The 16,106-nt window shown below is 40.8% G+C and carries 14 protein-coding genes; 1 reads left to right on the top strand and 13 read right to left on the bottom strand.

What is annotated here, in order from left to right; genetic code table 11:
- Window positions 1-6: 6 nt before the first annotated feature.
- The 5 genes from ACSVDJ_RS03225 to ACSVDJ_RS03205 form a co-directional block, all read right to left on the bottom strand.
- On the bottom strand, window positions 7-603 hold the full coding sequence (locus ACSVDJ_RS03225; protein WP_439170634.1) for a helix-turn-helix domain-containing protein: 597 nt from the start codon (window positions 601-603) through the stop codon (window positions 7-9).
- Window positions 604-744: 141 nt separating this feature from the next.
- Window positions 745-1,332 (bottom strand): DUF4352 domain-containing protein, encoded by a 588-nt coding sequence (locus tag ACSVDJ_RS03220; protein WP_439170632.1) that lies wholly within the window; start codon window positions 1,330-1,332, stop codon window positions 745-747.
- Between the two features lie 376 nt (window positions 1,333-1,708).
- A complete protein-coding gene (locus ACSVDJ_RS03215; RefSeq protein ID WP_439170648.1) occupies window positions 1,709-2,254 on the bottom strand; it encodes an HNH endonuclease in 546 nt (181 codons plus the stop codon).
- Between the two features lie 232 nt (window positions 2,255-2,486).
- Window positions 2,487-3,860 carry a 23S rRNA (uracil(1939)-C(5))-methyltransferase RlmD gene (gene rlmD / locus ACSVDJ_RS03210; protein WP_439170631.1) on the bottom strand — a complete coding sequence of 458 codons (1,374 nt, stop codon included), beginning with the start codon at window positions 3,858-3,860 and terminating at the stop codon, window positions 2,487-2,489.
- 21 nt (window positions 3,861-3,881) lie between these two features.
- Window positions 3,882-4,742, bottom strand: coding sequence for a DNA-3-methyladenine glycosylase family protein (locus ACSVDJ_RS03205; protein WP_439170630.1), 861 nt, complete (start codon window positions 4,740-4,742; stop codon window positions 3,882-3,884).
- A gap of 191 nt (window positions 4,743-4,933) precedes the next feature.
- On the opposite strand from ACSVDJ_RS03205, the gene ACSVDJ_RS03200 reads away from it, so the two are divergent.
- Entirely contained in the window at window positions 4,934-5,983 is a 1,050-nt protein-coding gene (locus tag ACSVDJ_RS03200; protein WP_439170629.1) for a 2,3-butanediol dehydrogenase, read from the top strand.
- Between the two features lie 40 nt (window positions 5,984-6,023).
- Here the strand turns inward: ACSVDJ_RS03200 and ACSVDJ_RS03195 are convergent, their stop codons facing one another.
- The 8 genes from ACSVDJ_RS03195 to ACSVDJ_RS03160 form a co-directional block, all read right to left on the bottom strand.
- Window positions 6,024-7,802 (bottom strand): muramidase family protein, encoded by a 1,779-nt coding sequence (locus ACSVDJ_RS03195; RefSeq protein WP_439170628.1) that lies wholly within the window; start codon window positions 7,800-7,802, stop codon window positions 6,024-6,026.
- 521 nt (window positions 7,803-8,323) lie between these two features.
- Window positions 8,324-10,033, bottom strand: a complete 1,710-nt coding sequence (locus tag ACSVDJ_RS03190; RefSeq protein ID WP_439170627.1) for an ABC transporter ATP-binding protein — start codon at window positions 10,031-10,033, stop codon at window positions 8,324-8,326.
- Window positions 10,014-11,756, bottom strand: coding sequence for an ABC transporter ATP-binding protein (locus ACSVDJ_RS03185; RefSeq protein WP_439170626.1), 1,743 nt, complete (start codon window positions 11,754-11,756; stop codon window positions 10,014-10,016). The genes ACSVDJ_RS03190 and ACSVDJ_RS03185 overlap by 20 nt, the downstream gene beginning before the upstream one ends.
- Before the next feature lie 32 nt (window positions 11,757-11,788).
- Window positions 11,789-13,018 (bottom strand): MFS transporter, encoded by a 1,230-nt coding sequence (locus ACSVDJ_RS03180; protein WP_439170625.1) that lies wholly within the window; start codon window positions 13,016-13,018, stop codon window positions 11,789-11,791.
- Window positions 13,011-13,454: a MarR family winged helix-turn-helix transcriptional regulator gene (locus ACSVDJ_RS03175; protein WP_439170623.1), complete on the bottom strand. Its 444-nt coding sequence runs from the start codon at window positions 13,452-13,454 to the stop codon at window positions 13,011-13,013. The genes ACSVDJ_RS03180 and ACSVDJ_RS03175 overlap by 8 nt, the downstream gene beginning before the upstream one ends.
- A gap of 122 nt (window positions 13,455-13,576) precedes the next feature.
- Entirely contained in the window at window positions 13,577-14,494 is a 918-nt protein-coding gene (locus ACSVDJ_RS03170) for a diacylglycerol kinase (protein ID WP_094836122.1), read from the bottom strand.
- A gap of 91 nt (window positions 14,495-14,585) precedes the next feature.
- Window positions 14,586-15,386, bottom strand: a complete 801-nt coding sequence (locus ACSVDJ_RS03165; RefSeq protein ID WP_439170621.1) for an arylamine N-acetyltransferase — start codon at window positions 15,384-15,386, stop codon at window positions 14,586-14,588.
- A 65-nt stretch (window positions 15,387-15,451) separates the two neighbouring features.
- A complete protein-coding gene (locus tag ACSVDJ_RS03160) occupies window positions 15,452-16,015 on the bottom strand; it encodes a thioredoxin family protein (protein ID WP_439170619.1) in 564 nt (187 codons plus the stop codon).
- Window positions 16,016-16,106 lie beyond the last annotated feature (91 nt).

Here is a 16,106-nt window from a genome sequence, read left to right as displayed (position 1 = left end):
TTATTTTTAATAGTTATGGTCGTCAAAAACTTCGAATATTTCACTTTCAAATTCTTCTTGTGATTCATCACTGTTAATCCAATCTGGCAACACGTCTAAATAATGTCCCAGTGCTTCTATTGTTTTTTGTAGAATCGCTTCATGTTGCGCTTTTTCGAGTAATTCTACTATTAACGCGTATGTATCCATATATGGATTGTCATCAACGATTTCAATAGCTGCTTTAAAACGGGCGACAAGCTTGGCTTTATCGATTGATCGCTCGATTGCATTCATTTCTTCTTTATCATAGATTGGAACTTCAACTAGATATTCTGATGCTTCATTCAGTGCAAATTGCGTTTCATGGCTTTTTATAACAGGTTGTAAGTCATGTTTTAATTTTTCCTTTTGGATTTCCAATTTATCAAGGTCTGTTAATTCTATCTGGAAATAGCTTGCTGGGATAGTGAATAATTCTTCCAAAACCGGAAGGTATTTTTTTGGTATATTTTGTTTTCCTTTAATCCACATATTAATGTTTTGTTTCTTGATGCCGAGTTTATCGGCTAATTCAATATGTTGCATATTGAACAGATTAAGAATGTACTCGAGACCATTCAATCGCTCACCCCCGCTCCTTATTGTCCTAGTCAATCTTGATTATTTTACCTTATTATGATCGACTATTACAATAAGACCATCAACGGACTATGCTATTAAACAAAACATGCAGGACGATGATCCCTGCATGTTTTGTTGACTTTATTTCAATTTAATCTTTTCATATTCTCCTCCAGACCAACCAAAACCACTTGAAACTTCTAAAGAATAGGAGGATGAATCTTGCGGTAATTCAAAAACAACTTTTCCTTTTTTAGAGATTCCAGGGTTAATGTCTTGTAAGAAGAAATCCATCGCCCCTTCTACAGCCATCATAACCTCAGAATCACTAGTTGGCTCAAACTCTCTTCCACTATTGTCTTTCACTTTAAACATATTGCTATCTACCATTCTTGCTTTTTTATCGTTATTGACTGCTTCTATATCAACCAAAATAAACTGACCGTCTGTTTTCGCTGATTCAATGAACTGATTATCAGATTTAATTTCATTCGTTGCTGTTACATTTGTTACCTTATAAGCAAGCTCACCTACTTTAACTTCATCCCCTACGTTAAAAGTTTTTGATTCTTTATCCTTAGTGTCTTTTTCATTAACCTTCTCTTCAGTAGCCAATGTTTGTGACTCGCCATCTTCTGAAGCAGATTTGTCCTCACCTAAAGATCCAATCACTCCGATTGCTATTAAAATACCAAAAACGATTGCAACAATTTTCATAAACTTTTTCATTATAATTTCCTCCTATAAGTGATTGTTTTGTTTCTTAAAAACCACTAAATTCATTTTATTGTCTGAGTCAATAAAGTTATGTTATCTCATTTTATTGTCTTGGTCAATAAAAATGCCAAAAAAAATAAATTTAGTTCGAGAGAGGTTGCATGGACACAATAAAAGCAGTCAAAAACCGCTATTCAGTAGTTTTTGACTGCTTTTATTTTTTTAAGGTTGATTTATTCGAGACAAAGAAATCTCTACCAACTTCGCACCTCTATATCCGACTGCTCAATCACCTTAAGTTCTCCATTATTCGTGAGAAAGATCTAAGATACAATAATTAAGAATACTCAGAATAATACAGAGCCATTTCATTACTTTAACTATTCAACTAAAGCTTTTCTTCTTCATTTCTTATATATTCTGCTATAGCAGCAATTACTGTTGAAACAGTTATTTCTGGCCCACCTTTCGACTGATTTAGATGAACTCCTAAATTATCCTTAATAGCATTCAATGCATTTTTTGTGCTAATAAAATCGTTTATCCGTTCAATCTTATCCTGAAGTTCATAACTTCTTACTTCCTTCATTACTAATTCATAAAAATCCCTATTATAATTTTGTTTACTTGTCCATTGAAAAAATGCTTCTCTCGACCTTGTATTTGGTGCTTTATCATGGCATTCAGTACACATTAGAAATAAATTATTCACTTCATCACTTCCACCAAATTGCCTAGAAATAATATGACACCTTTGCAACGGTACTCTATTCCAATTTCTGATTATCTCTTGCCTACTTGCTTGAGGGTTTTTAATATCATATTTATCCTCCCAATATTTCCGACATGACCAACAACTTGGCTCTCCCCAATCAAAACCATTTTTATCAAGCCAATTCATCCAATGTTCAAATATTTTTGCATTAGATGGCATTGTCAATTTAATACCTCCTTTGCTTATTGGCTATTGGATAAAGTCTTTTTACTATACTATTAATATTCTACCTTCTCTCCATTATCTAAGTTAAATTCTATCGAACCATCTTTTACAGATTCACCTTGATATATGCATTCTCTCACTATAAATCATTTTCCTGTTGCAGTATCGAAGTTCATAAAAAGGCAGATCAAAAAAGCAGATACCCGATAAAAGTATCTGCCTAAAGTTAATTTAATTCTAGCTTCGCCACACACTCCACGTGAGTAGTCATCGGAAACATATCCACCGGCTGCACTTCCACCGTCTTATATCCACCATCCTCCAAAATCCTTAAATCCCGCGCTAATGTCGCTGGATTACATGAAACGTAAACAACTTTCTTCGGTTTCATATCGATGATCGTTTGTAGTAGGGCTTCATCACAGCCTTTTCTCGGCGGGTCAACGACGAGGACGTCGGCGGTGATGCCTTGTTTGTACCAATCCGGGATGACGGTTTCGGCTTCTCCGACGGCGAATTCGACGTTGGTGATGCCGTTTAGTTCGGCGTTGCGATTGGCGTCTTCGATGGCTTCAGGGACGATTTCTACGCCGTATACTTTTTTTGCTTTTTGCGCTAGGAATAAGGAGATCGTACCGATGCCGCAATAGGCGTCGATGACTTGTTCTTCTCCGGTTAAGTTGGCGTATTCTAGCGCTTTGTCGTAAAGTACTTTCGTTTGTTCTGGGTTGACTTGGTAAAAAGATCGTGCTGAGATGGCGAATTTAATGTCACCGATGTAGTCGTAAATGACTTCGTTGCCCCAGAGAACTTTTGTTGTGTCGCCAAGGATGATGTTTGTTTTTTTCGAGTTGATGCTTTGGATGATCGAGGTGACACCGTCGATTTGTTCGGTGATTTCTTCGATGATCTTGTTTTTATTTGGGAAGTCTTCTGTACGTGTGACTAACACGACCATGACTTCTCCAGTGATTTTGCCGTAACGGGCCATGATGTGACGAAGCGTGCCTTTATGCTTCATTTCATCATAGGCTTTGATGCCGTAGCGGTCGCAAATGGCTTTTACTTTTTGAATGACTTCATCACTTTTTTCATGCTGGATGAGGCATTGTTCCATGTTGATGATGGAATGGCTTCGTTTTTGGTAAAATCCTGCGACTAAGCCGCCGTTTTCTTCGCCGACTGGCACTTGTGCTTTGTTGCGATAGCGCCATGGGTCATTGGCGCCGAGTACAGGGTGAATCGTTACGTCTTCTAGTTTGCCGATTCTCTCCATCACGTCGCGTACTTGTTTTTCTTTTGCTTGTAGCTGACCTTCGTATGATAAGTGTTGAAGCTGACAGCCGCCGCATTGTGAATAGATGGAGCAGTCCGCTTCTTGTCTAAAGGGACTTGTTTCTTTTAATTCGATCAAGCGGCCGAAGCCGTAGCCTTTATTTAGTTTCGTCGCTTGAATACTTCCTTTTTCGCCCGGCAATGCACCTGCCACGAATAGTGGATAGCCTTCAATTTTAGCGACGGCTTGACCGTCATGGGTTAAGTCTTCGAATACAACATCAATGATTTCATTTTTTTGCACAGGGGCTTGAATTTTTGCCACGATTCTAAATCTCCCTTTTATTTATTCAATGCTTCTCCATAAATATAATGAAGCATAGCTCAAGTATGGTTCCCAATTTCGACTGTATTTATCCATTTCGTCTAAAGTTGGTTTTTTGTCTAGTTGATAAAGCTTTTGGATCGCTTTTTGCAGGCCGATATCTGCTTTCGGAAACAGATTATCTCGACCGAGTGCGAACATTAAGAAGTTTTGTGCTGTCCATGGGCCGATGCCTCTAATTTTCACAAGCGTACGAACGACCTCTTCATCGCTTAATGTTTCTAGTTCATCCAACTTCAATTCGTTTTCTACGATCAACTGCGAAAGACCAACTAAATACTCTGCTTTCCGCTGACTGAATTGGAGAGAGCGCAATTCTTCAATCGGAATTTGGGCTACTGTTTCTGGGCTTGGATAAAACCAAACACCATCATGTTCATAACCATATGCATGCACAAAGCGCTCCGTTAATGTATGAGCAAATTTCAAATTGAGCTGTTGATGAACGATACATTTAACGAGGCAAGCATACGGGGAAAAGTCCAGTACTCTAGGCGTGCCTTTTCGTTCGCTAAAAACCTCTCTTAAATCGGTTGCTTGAAAATGTTCGTGAATGGTAGTAAGCGGAGTGTGCCATTGAAAAATCCGTGCAACTTCGGCTAGAACGCTCTCTTTTGTTTCTTCATGACTGCCGCTGACTTCAAATGCAGGATTGTTACTTGTGCCGCTCCCTTTAACCGTTACTACTTCATTCGTTTCATAAATAGGTAACCGAACATAACGTTCTTCTATATTAATCAAATGAAGCGGATCGACAGCGAGACGATCAAGAGCTTGGTCGAAATCATACACATTTTCTAGCTTAATAGTTTCTTTCCACACGCTTAGCCCCCCATTCGATTGTTCACATCTCACCATTATAACATGACTATCTCCTCGACAAAATTAGCTATTTTCCCAAGTAAATAAATACACAAAATTTTTACAGAATTGTAACAAATCCTCCCCTTTTTACAAACCAAATGATGGTAAGATAGAATAGTAGGACAAATTACATAGCTGGAGGGTTTTTTATGAAAAGTGCACGTTGGTATAAAGCAAAAGATATTCGTGTGGAGAACGTGGAAGAACCTCAGATTACAACAGGGAAAGTAAAAATTAAAGTGGAGTGGACAGGTATTTGTGGAAGCGATTTACACGAATATGCGGCTGGTCCGATTTTCGTTCCAGTAGATGCTCCTCACCCTATCAGTAAAGATATCGCACCAATTATTATGGGGCATGAATTTTCTGGTACAGTCGTTGAAGTTGGCGACGGTGTAACGAAAGTAAATGTTGGCGACCCAGTCGTTGTAGAACCAATTCTTTCTTGTGGAGAATGTGGTCCTTGTAAAAAAGGAAAATACAATCTTTGTGATGGATTAGGTTTCCACGGTTTATCAGGTGGAGGCGGCGGTTTCGCTGAATATACGATGGTTGATGAACATATGGTTCATAAAATGCCAGAAGGATTGTCTTTTGAACAAGGTGCTCTTGTAGAACCAGCAGCAGTTGCTCTTCATTCCGTTCGTTTAAGCAAGTTAAAAGCGGGAGATAAAGCAGCTGTATTCGGTACAGGCCCGATCGGTTTATTAGTGATTGAAGCGTTAAAAGCAGCTGGTGCTTCTGAAATTTATGCAGTTGAGCTTTCTCCAGAGCGTATCGCTAAAGCAGAAGAGCTTGGAGCAATCGTTGTGAACCCTGCAGAAGTGGATGCAGTAGCGAAATTGAAAGAGCTATCTGACGGTGGCGTTGATGTAGCATTTGAAGTCACTGGTGTACCAGTTGTTCTTCAACAAGCGATTGATTGCACAAACTTTGAAGGTGAGACAGTTATCGTCAGCATCTGGGAAAGTGGCGCAGAGATTCAACCAAATAATATTGTCCTCAAAGAAAAAACAGTAAAAGGAATCATCGCTTACCGCGACATCTTCCCTGCTGTTATGGAACTTATGAAACAAGGCTACTTCCAAGCAGAGCAACTTGTTACAAAGCGCATTCAATTAGATGACATCGTGACAGAAGGCTTCGATGCCCTCATGAAAGAAAAGAATCAAGTGAAAATTTTAGTAAAACCAGAATAATAGTTAACAAGCGGCGAGAGTAAATCTCGCCGCTTTTATTTCAAATCTGAGCTACGTTAATTAACGCAGGACGATGATCGTCGCTACCTGCCGTATATGTAAGAACGACCTGTTGCCCCTCTTCGTATCGATAGTTGTGAGACGACCCGTAAGAAACTTCTAACGCTTGATGGGTACCATTGATCAGCACTTCGATAGACGTATTATCAACCGCCCCAACGATGATCCCTTGACTTCTCTTCACATGATCGGAAGGAATCTGCAAGTTCGCTCCAATGACGGCGATTGGATATTCTAACTGATTTAACTTCATTAGCTCACTTACTTCTGTATTGAATCGTTCTGCAAGAGCATACAGTGTATCCCCCGCCTTTACTTGATACATCACAGTGGATTTTTGAGCTGAAGATACTTTTTCTACAAAAACATTAGATTTTTTGGCTAAAAGTGATAAAGATTCTTCATTTTTGCCGATAATATTATTAGAGGAAGCCGCTTTTGGCTTTTTGTTTATCTTTTGGCCGGGTATTTTGCCTGGCTCTTTTTTATTTGTTTGTTTTTTCTCTGTATAGATGATTAGTTTTTGACCAATCTTTAATGCATCTGATGTTAACTTGTTAGCTTTTCTGATTTGTTCAATCGTTGTGCCGTATTTGTTGGCGATCTTCCACAAGCTATCTCCGGATTTTACGATATATATCATGCTCGAACCTGATGTTGGCGGCTTCGGCTTCTCTACTGGCTTTTGACCGGGATCTGGTTTAGACGGCTTCCCTTTTTGCGTGATGATTAGTTTTTGACCAATCTTTAATGCATCTGATGTTAACTTGTTAGCTTTTCTGATTTGTTCAATCGTTGTGCCGTATTTGTTGGCGATCTTCCACAGACTATCTCCGGATTTTACGATATATGTCACGCTCGAACCTGTTGTTGGCGGCTTCGGCTTCTCTACTGGCTTTTGACCGGGATCTGGTTTAGACGGCTTCCCTTTTTGCGTGACGATTAGCTTTTGACCAATCTTTAATGCATCTGATGTTAGTTTGTTCGCTTTTCTGATTTGTTCAATCGTTGTGCCGTATTTGTTGGCGATCTTCCACAGACTATCTCCGGATTTTACGATATATGTCACGCTCGAACCTGTTGTTGGCGGCTTCGGCTTCTCTACTGGCTTTTGACCGGGATCTGGTTTAGACGGCTTCCCTTTTTGCGTGACGATTAGCTTTTGACCAATCTTTAATGCATCTGATGTTAGTTTGTTAGCTTTTCTAATTTGTTCAATCGTTGTGCCGTACTTGTTGGCGATCTTCCACAGGCTATCTCCGGATTTTACGATATGAATGACTGAGCCATTTTTCTTTGCAACAAATACTGATGTGGCAGAGCGTGCTTCACTCTTTGCCAATTTGACCGATTGTTCAACTTTTTGATTGGCTTTTACGTTCACCCTCTTGTTTTCAACGTTGGCATTGTCTTCTTCCATCGATGTCAAATGGAGTAGTTGTCCCTTGTCGTCAAGGGTTGGAACCGTGATTTGTTGCCCGATATGCAACGTGTCCGAAGTAAAGCCATTTTTGCTTTTTAGTTGTTCAACGGAAACTTGATATTTTTTCGCTAAGGAGTAAATCGTATCTCCTTTTTTCACCGTGTATGCGGTTGCACAATCACAAGCATTGGCTTGTTCCGGCTGTCCAAACAACGAGACAGCGGTGAGTGAAACAGCTAAAGTCGCACCCATCCATTTAGAGTTTCGTTGATGGGCTTTCACTTTCTTTAATTTAGCACTTCTTTCTTGGCGAGTTTCCATTCGATTGTTTTCCATGCTTTTCTCCCCGTTTATTATTTTTCAAAAAAAAGAGAACATTAAAAAATTAAACCTCGTATCAATATTCCCCACAAAAGAAAATATTACATGAAAATATAAAAAACGACAAATTTGTAAAAATAGCAACATTAGTGTAAAACATATATCTAAAATCCTAGAGTAGCGCTTCACTATGAGTCTATGTTTCTAATCAACAAACACATCCATTACACAATAAAATCAATATAAACTGATATATAGAGTGTTCCAATAGGTATAAAGGGTGGTTTAGTAAATTTTAGTCAATACCTCGATAGCTTGAAATTTAGGCAAAAGCGATTAATTTCATCTATATCTCGGCTACACAAATTAGCTACGCTACTATAGTAAAACACCTAGCTCTACAATTTCTTAACATTGACATGAAAAATGATCGGCTTACGAGTAATAAGACATAGTTATATTTTTTCACACTAAGAAAGCCCACATGCTCCCAAACATTCATGTGAGCCTTCTATATGATGACTTCTCTTGTTGTCCTACTGAACACTGGCAGAGTGAGAAACCGTTCCTAAATTGAGAATATGATTAGCCCTTGCGATCGTATTAAGACGATGGGCGATCGTGATCGTCGTTCGTCCTTGCATGAGTCGTTCTAGCGCTTGTTGAATGTGAATTTCGGTAATCGTGTCGATGCTGCTTGTTGCTTCGTCTAAAATTAAAATCGTTGGGTTCGCTAAAATCGCTCGAGCGATCGCAAGCAATTGTTTTTGCCCTTGGCTAATGCCACTCCCTTCATGCTTCAGCCTCGTATCGTATCCATTAGGTAGCTTCATAATGAACGAATGTGCATTAGCTTCCTGCGCCGCTTTTTCTACCTCTTCATCAGTAGCATCTAGCCTGCCGTAGCGAATATTTTCGCGAATCGTCCCTTCAAATAAAAACGTATCTTGAAGCACAAATCCCATATGCTTTCGTAAACTTTGCCGCGAGATTTTCGTACTTTCTTTGCCATCAATCAAAATTTTCCCGTCATCCGGGTCGTAAAAGCGAGCTAGCAAATTAATGATCGTTGTTTTTCCTGAACCAGTCGGTCCAATCAGTGCCAACATCTCACCGGGACGCACAGAAAAATGAATTCCTTGAATCGTGTTCTTTCCTTTCTCATAAGAAAATGACACATTTTGAAATTCAACTGCCCCGCGGATCGTCTCCATTTTTTCTAATCCATCCATTTCTTGCTCTTCTGGCTCCGTATCGATAATGTCAAATACTCGCTCTGCCCCAGCAATTGCGGACAAGAGCGTGTTAAATTGATTCGCTAAATCATTGAGCGGACGAGTGAACTGGCGCGAATACTCCGCAAAAATGACAATCACACCGACAGAGACGAACCCTTTTAATGCGAGCCAGCCGCCCACTCCAGCAATTAACGCAAAGCTTAAATTATTGAGCACATTCATCAGCTTCGGAATAAAGCCTGAGTACGTTTGAGCCCAATAGCCTGCCTGCTTTAACTTCTCATTTCTCCGAGCAAACTCTGCCGCAATCTTCTCCTCTTGCGAAAACATTTTGACAATATGCTTACTAGATACCGCTTCTTCAACATAGCCATTCAGTTCACCTAAATGGCGTTGTTGCTCTTTAAACTGCTTACGGGTTCGGCTCGTAATCCACTTCATGCCAAGATACATCAACGGCACAATTAACAGTGTCACAGCCGTCAATAGCGGACTAAGCCAAAGCATGACGATGACCGCCCCTGTTAACGTCAATACACTTGAAACGATTTGAATGACCGCGCTATTGAGCGTACTACTCACATTTTCAATATCATTCGTCACCCGGCTCATAAGCTCGCCGTGCTGACGTTGATCAAAAAAAGATAACGGTAGCTGATGAAGATGATCAAACAGCCCCGTTCTCATTTCAAATACTGTTTTTTGAGCCACGCCAGCCATCCAATAATTTTGTAAAAAGATCGTCAAAGAATAAAAAAAGTACACAAGAGCTAGCTGAAAAAGTAAGGAGAGCAGCCCATCTTTATCGCCAGTGACGATAAACTCATCAATCGCCATCCCGACAAGATAAGGTCCGAGCAAACCTAGCCCTGAACTTGCCGCAACCATGATAACGACGAGAAAGAGCAAACCTTTCCGCTTCGCCAAATAGCTGGCCAATCTTTTGAGTGTTTGTGTGGCAGCTTTAATTCGTGTCGTCGATTCGCTCTTAGCAATGTGGCTTGGCATAAACGAGCTCCTCCTCTCCAGACTGGGAAGTTATTAGCTGTTGATACAAATCATTCGTCTTCATTAATTCTTCATGCGTTCCGGTCGCTAATATGCGACCATCCTCTAGCAAAATAATTCGATTCGCTTGTTGTGCGGTGCTGATTTTTTGCGTAATGATGAGCGTCGTACACGTTTCTTGCTTTAACGCCGCCAGCATGTTCGCTTCTGTCTTTAGATCTAGTGCGCTCGTACTATCATCAAGCAATAACATGAGCGGCTTGCGAATGAGCGCCCGCGCAACCGATAATCTTTGCTTCTGACCACCAGACAAATTCACACCTTTTTGCCCGATAACGGTATCAAATCCATCTGGCAGTTCAGTAATCGTTTCATAAATTTGGGCTTTTTTAGCGGCATCAATCATCTCATCGATGGTGGCATCTTCTTTCCCCCAAGCAATATTTTCACGAATCGTTCCGGTAAATAGATGGGCTTCCTGCGGGACAAAGCCAATTTGCTCTCGTAAAGAAGCTGGCTGTACATCACGAATATCTTGACCATCAATTCGAATCGTTCCTTGATCTGACTCATACAATCTTGGAATTAAATAAAACAACGTTGATTTCCCTGATCCTGTCGCCCCCAAAATAGCAGTCGTTTCTCTAGGCTGAACGGTAAAGGACAGATCCTTTAACACAGACTCCTCGCTTCCTGGGAAAGAAAATGACACATGATCAAATTCAATTTTTCCACCTGTTGCTTGAAAAGGTGTTCCTTTCAGACGTTGGTCCGCCTGCTCTTCCGGCTCCTCAAGTAACTCGCCAATTCGCTCGGCTGAGGCCTTTCCTCTAGAGAAAATCATCATAATAAACGTAAAAATAGATAAAGAAGCAATAATTCTTGTTGCGTAATTAATGACCGCAACAATTTCTCCAGCGGTTGCCGTTCCTGCTTGAAATTCAGCAAAGCCAAACCATAATATAAATAGCAAACTACCATTCATCACAAACAGTAAAATAGGCATCGTCGTCTCCACCATTCGGACGACACGAATCGTTTGCTCCATCAATTGCCCACTCGCTTCTTTAAAGCGTGTACTTTCGTGCTTCCAACGAAAAAATGCTTTAATTAAACGAATACCTGCTAAGTTTTCTTGCATCACGTTATTGACTTGATCGAGTCGTTGTTGAACGGAACGAAATAAAGGCGCAACTTGTTTCACTCTTCTTAACAAAAAAACGACCATTAACGGAACGGTCATGAGCAAAATAAGTGTTAACTTCACATGAACGAGCAATGCCATCACCGTACCGAAAAGGATCATCAACGGAGCACGCAGCATAATCCGTAAACTCATAAATACTGCATTTTGCAAAAGAGTTACATCCGTTGTCATACGAGTAATTAACGAGGAGGAAGCAAAACGATTGTAGCTAGCAAACGAGAAGGATTGTACTTTATCGATCATTTTCTCCCTTAAATCAAAGCCAAAATTTTGCCCGACATGAGCAGCGACGAAGGAATTGGTAATACCTGAAATAAAGGCGAGAAGCGTCGTTGCAAGCATGATCCCTCCCCATTTATACACAGCAGTAAGATCGCCTTTCACAATCCCCTCATCAATAATTTTTGCCATAAACAAAGGATGTGTGAGCTCGACAGCCAACTCGACTAACATTAATAGCCACGCCAGCCCCATCAAGTATTTATAAGGCTTTAAGTAAGAAAATACTGTTCGCAAGGCGGCCCCACCTTTCTACTTGAAAAAAATTCTCAATTATATTTTTCCCCAGTATAGTCCACTTTCTCATTTTTTTCAAACTTTTGACGACTCGTTTGATGACGTTGAACTAACACGAAATAAACAATCACGCCTAGTAAAATATAGAAGCTACAATACATGTAAAGCTGGCTAAAGCTCATCTTTGTCACGATTAAGCCAATGAAAAATGAGCCGACTCCAATCCCGAGATCAAACAGCGATAAAAACGTTGCAGTGGCAAGCGCTTTTTTCGCAGGTGGCGCCTTTTGAATCGCAATCGTTTGAAAGCTTGGAAATAACGTCCCCCAGCCTAATCCGATCAATCCGGCTGCCGTAAGAAACGCCCATGCCGTGGACACTTGACTTAACAAAAGCATCCCGACTGCAAATAATAAGATCGCTGGATACACGATCACATGCGCTCCGTATTGATCAAACCATCTTCCTGTAAACGGACGCGATAACAATAGTACCACTGCATAAACAACAAAGAAGTAACTAGCTACCTCTACTAGTTGAAGCTCTTCTGCATAGACGGACACGAAAGATAAAATCGAAGCGTACACCGCTGAGAAAAACATACCAACGACTGCGATTGGTAACGCCGAAAATTCAAATAAATCACGCGCACGCAGTTGCACTTGAAACATCGAGATCACACTTTGAGTAGTTAACTGGTCACGACTACGAATCACAACACCTGTCACTAGAGCGAGCCCAGCAATCCCCACACAGAGAATGATCATCGTAAAGCCACCCCATTGCTGCATGGCGGTCAATCCAAGAAACGGTCCAACGACCATCGCTAAATTGGTGGACATCACATAATACCCCATTCCTTCTCCACGCCGAGAATCGGGAATAATATCAGCCACCATCGCTCCGGTTGCAGTCGTCGCCATTCCAAAACCAATTCCATGAAAAAAACGTAACGCCAGCATCATCGGTAATGAATCTGGCACAAAGTAAAGCAAGGACGCCAAAAGAAAGATCAACTGTGAAGCAAGCAACACCTTCTTTTTGCCAAACTGTTCAATCCACTGTCCTGTGAACGGTCGCACAATAATCGCTGATAATAAAAACAGCGTCGTTACTAAGCCAGCCTCACTTGGCGAACTTCCCATCTCCTGCAGCGCATACACCGGCATCGTCACTAACAGCATATAAAAAACGATAAATAGAAAGAAATTACTCACAGACACACTGATAAAATCCTTCGTCCATAAAGCCGGCTTACTCATCCCCATCCCCTTCTCTCTGTTGATTTGTTAAGATGGGCAACAAGTCCGAAGCAAGTAGATGCAAATGTTGCTGTTGCTCTTCTGGAAAATTGGCTAACAGCTCTTGATTGGCAGCTAAAATCGCTTTTTCCCAAATTGGATACTCCTTCTCTGCTTGCTCTGTCAACATAATCATTTTGACGCGCTTATCATGACCTGGCACTTGCTTCACATACCCTTGTTTGACAAGTCGCTGAATCGTTCGCGTCATTGGCGGTGCCTCGACTGCCAAATAATCGCATAGCCCGGTTTGCATCAAGCTTCCTTTTTCCTTCAATACATATAACACCGACCACTGCGCACTATACAGTCCATACGGCTGCAATACCGTATTCACTCGCTTCGTCAATTGCCTTGAAAGCTGATGAAGTGCATGAAACAAAAAATGCGAATTCATAAAGCCACTCCTTTTTATTTACCTAGGTAACTATTATACACCTCTAAATTGTAGCATATTTTTCGATGCGCGAAATAATTCACAATAAAAAAAGCCGACTCATAAAGAGTCAAGCTTCTTCATTAATAAATTCGATCCTGTGGACGCAACTGGTCGACAGGAACAAATACTTCTAAATGTCGATACAAGTTTTCAAAATCAACTGGTGTAGCCCCACCTAACTCCCCATCCAGATTAATTAATACCTTTTCTGGTGAATGAACTTTAATTCGATTCGCCTTCGTATAAATGACATGGTCATCTTGAAGATGCTCTCCTCGTAAAGCAAGGCTTGCAATGCGAATAAACTCCGCCAAGTTCGTCTTTTTCAAAATGAGTAAGGAAAATAGGCCATCGTTGACCGAAGAATCAGGAGCGAGTTTCTCGAAGCCACCAACGGAGTTCGTTAAAGCAATCAAGAACAGCATCACTTCTCCTTCAAAAAGCTTGCCATCATATTCGATCTTCACTTCTGATGCTTTAATCGATGGCAGCATTTCCATTCCTTTTAAATAATACGCCATTTGACCGAGCATCGTCTTTAATTTGCTCGGTACTTCATACGTCAGCTCTGTTAAACGGCCGCCGGCAGCAATATTAATAAAATAGCGGTCATTCATACGACCAATATCAACCGGAATGGTGTCCCCGTTGACGATGACGTCCACCGCTCCTTGAATATTATCTCGTGGAATATGCAAAGCACGAGCAAAGTCATTCGTCGTCCCCATCGGAATAACGCCAAACTTCGGACGATATTCCTGTTCGGCTAAGCCATTCACTACTTCATTTAACGTTCCATCTCCACCAGCAGCAATGACGACATCATACTTGCGCTCAACGGCAATTCGAGCCGCACGTGTCGCATCCCCTTCTCCAACCGTTGCGTGGGTAGAAGCTTCATAGCCCGCCTGCTCTAGCTTTTGTAACACTTCTGGCAAACTCTTTTTGAAAAGCTCTCGCCCTGAAGTAGGATTATAAATAATTCTTGCTCTTTTCATTTGTCTCCATCCTAGTCTTCATGTAAAATTATGTTTATTTTTCCCAATATACTTCTTGTGTTAATATCTTACTACTTTTCAACTAAAAAAGCTATTTTTCGAACAGTTCAATTCCTCTTTTCTCCAAAAAAGCGATCGATTCTTCTAGTCCTTGTTCATCGACTTGAAACGCCTCTGCCACTGCTTTCATCCACATATCCTTCTCTTTAAAATGATGAGCCCGAATGTCGCGGTAGTTCATCACCTTTAACGTTTCATTCCGCAAGAAATAACAGTTATTCCCTTGAAAGCGAACGGCTGATATTCTACGCATCGTTATATTGCTATCACAATCTTGAAAAGACGAAGCCGCTTCCTCAATAACTTCCTCTTCTTTTAGCGGCAACCAATGAATTTCTTTCGTCACAAATGTCCTTCCATTCGCTCGCCGCTCAAGCAAAAATTTGTTCTCGCCTATATTTGTAAAAATAATTTCTTCTCCAAAGCCATGTAATACGTGACGATGGCGACTTTCTAATTCAATCGGTCGGGTCATCGGCGAGCCATAACCGACATCTACATAGTATCGGCTATTTCCAATCATGACCATAATTGCTACATGGCCAGGAAGAGCGCGCACGAACGCACAAGTATAGCCGAGTCTTTCCAGTAGCCGAGCAAAATTAATATTCAGCGAGTAACAAGTTCCTCCCCATCCCCTCTCCTCTAAATGTTGAACGAACAACTCAAAGTCAGGGACATGCTGACCGCCTTGATTATAATAATGAAACTTGCTAAACGTTTCATACGGAATCAATGATAAGTGATGCTGTATCAGCCGCTGTAAATAATTTAGGCTTGGCTTCTCTCTACTAATTTTCAGTCGGTCTAAATAACCTGATACGACATCCATCCTTCTCCCCCTCAATATTTATATAAAAAAACAGGCTAGGAATAGTTCCAGCAGCCTGTCCATCATTAAATTAACTTCTCCGTTAAAGCCGTTTTCATACTCCGATACACTTCTTGCCATAAGCCTTTTTCCGTGAGAAACGCATGAGTTAACTCTCGATACATCTCTTGCTGCTTTTGTTCAAACAATTCATGATCAAGAGGTGGCAAGCTAGAGCGCTTACTTGAGACTAACTCTTGAACCGCCTGTGCACGTGGTCCCCATACTACCTTCTCTCCATCTTCTTCATTGAAAAAGATGATGATCGGAATCGAGCGCGACGTCCCATTCGTTAAATATTGATCCATTAATTCTAAATGTTGATCTCTATATAGAATGCGAACATCGATGTGGGCATGCCGAGCAAGCTCAAGAAAGATTGGAACATTCATCATCGCATCTCCGCACCAATCTTCTGTAATCACGATGGCCTTTAAATTCTCTTCTTGCAGCCGAGACAAAAAGGATGCTTCCATTTTCGCAAGCTGGAATGCAGATTGGATCTGCTGCACATTTTCTTTATTTTGCTCCATTTGATCCACATATTGCTCCGGCTTCAATCCTTTTTCAAACCAATCCATTAAAGTCATGATGTGTGCCTCCGTATCATTCCTAAAAATTGAACCACTTGTTTTATATTCTATATTTTTTGAATAAACCCTGCAATGATCACATATTTTT

This window comes from Bacillus sp. Hm123 (assembly GCF_051842975.2).
GTDB lineage: Bacteria > Bacillota > Bacilli > Bacillales > Domibacillaceae > Bacillus_CE.
This window is presented reverse-complemented; position numbering and strand designations above follow the sequence as displayed.

Bases quoted from the DNA above. Each gene is read 5' to 3' on its own strand.
- ACSVDJ_RS03220 (WP_439170632.1), bottom strand. From the start codon at position 1,332: ATGAAAAAGTTTATGAAAATTGTTGCAATCGTTTTTGGTATTTTAATA.
- ACSVDJ_RS03215 (WP_439170648.1), bottom strand. From the start codon at position 2,254: ATGCCATCTAATGCAAAAATATTTGAACATTGGATGAATTGGCTTGAT.
- ACSVDJ_RS03200 (WP_439170629.1), top strand. From the start codon at position 4,934: ATGAAAAGTGCACGTTGGTATAAAGCAAAAGATATTCGTGTGGAGAAC.
- ACSVDJ_RS03195 (WP_439170628.1), bottom strand. From the start codon at position 7,802: ATGGAAAACAATCGAATGGAAACTCGCCAAGAAAGAAGTGCTAAATTA.
- ACSVDJ_RS03190 (WP_439170627.1), bottom strand. From the start codon at position 10,033: ATGCCAAGCCACATTGCTAAGAGCGAATCGACGACACGAATTAAAGCT.
- ACSVDJ_RS03180 (WP_439170625.1), bottom strand. From the start codon at position 13,018: ATGAGTAAGCCGGCTTTATGGACGAAGGATTTTATCAGTGTGTCTGTG.
- ACSVDJ_RS03175 (WP_439170623.1), bottom strand. From the start codon at position 13,454: ATGAATTCGCATTTTTTGTTTCATGCACTTCATCAGCTTTCAAGGCAA.
- ACSVDJ_RS03170 (WP_094836122.1), bottom strand. From the start codon at position 14,494: ATGAAAAGAGCAAGAATTATTTATAATCCTACTTCAGGGCGAGAGCTT.
- ACSVDJ_RS03165 (WP_439170621.1), bottom strand. From the start codon at position 15,386: ATGGATGTCGTATCAGGTTATTTAGACCGACTGAAAATTAGTAGAGAG.
- ACSVDJ_RS03160 (WP_439170619.1), bottom strand. From the start codon at position 16,015: ATGACTTTAATGGATTGGTTTGAAAAAGGATTGAAGCCGGAGCAATAT.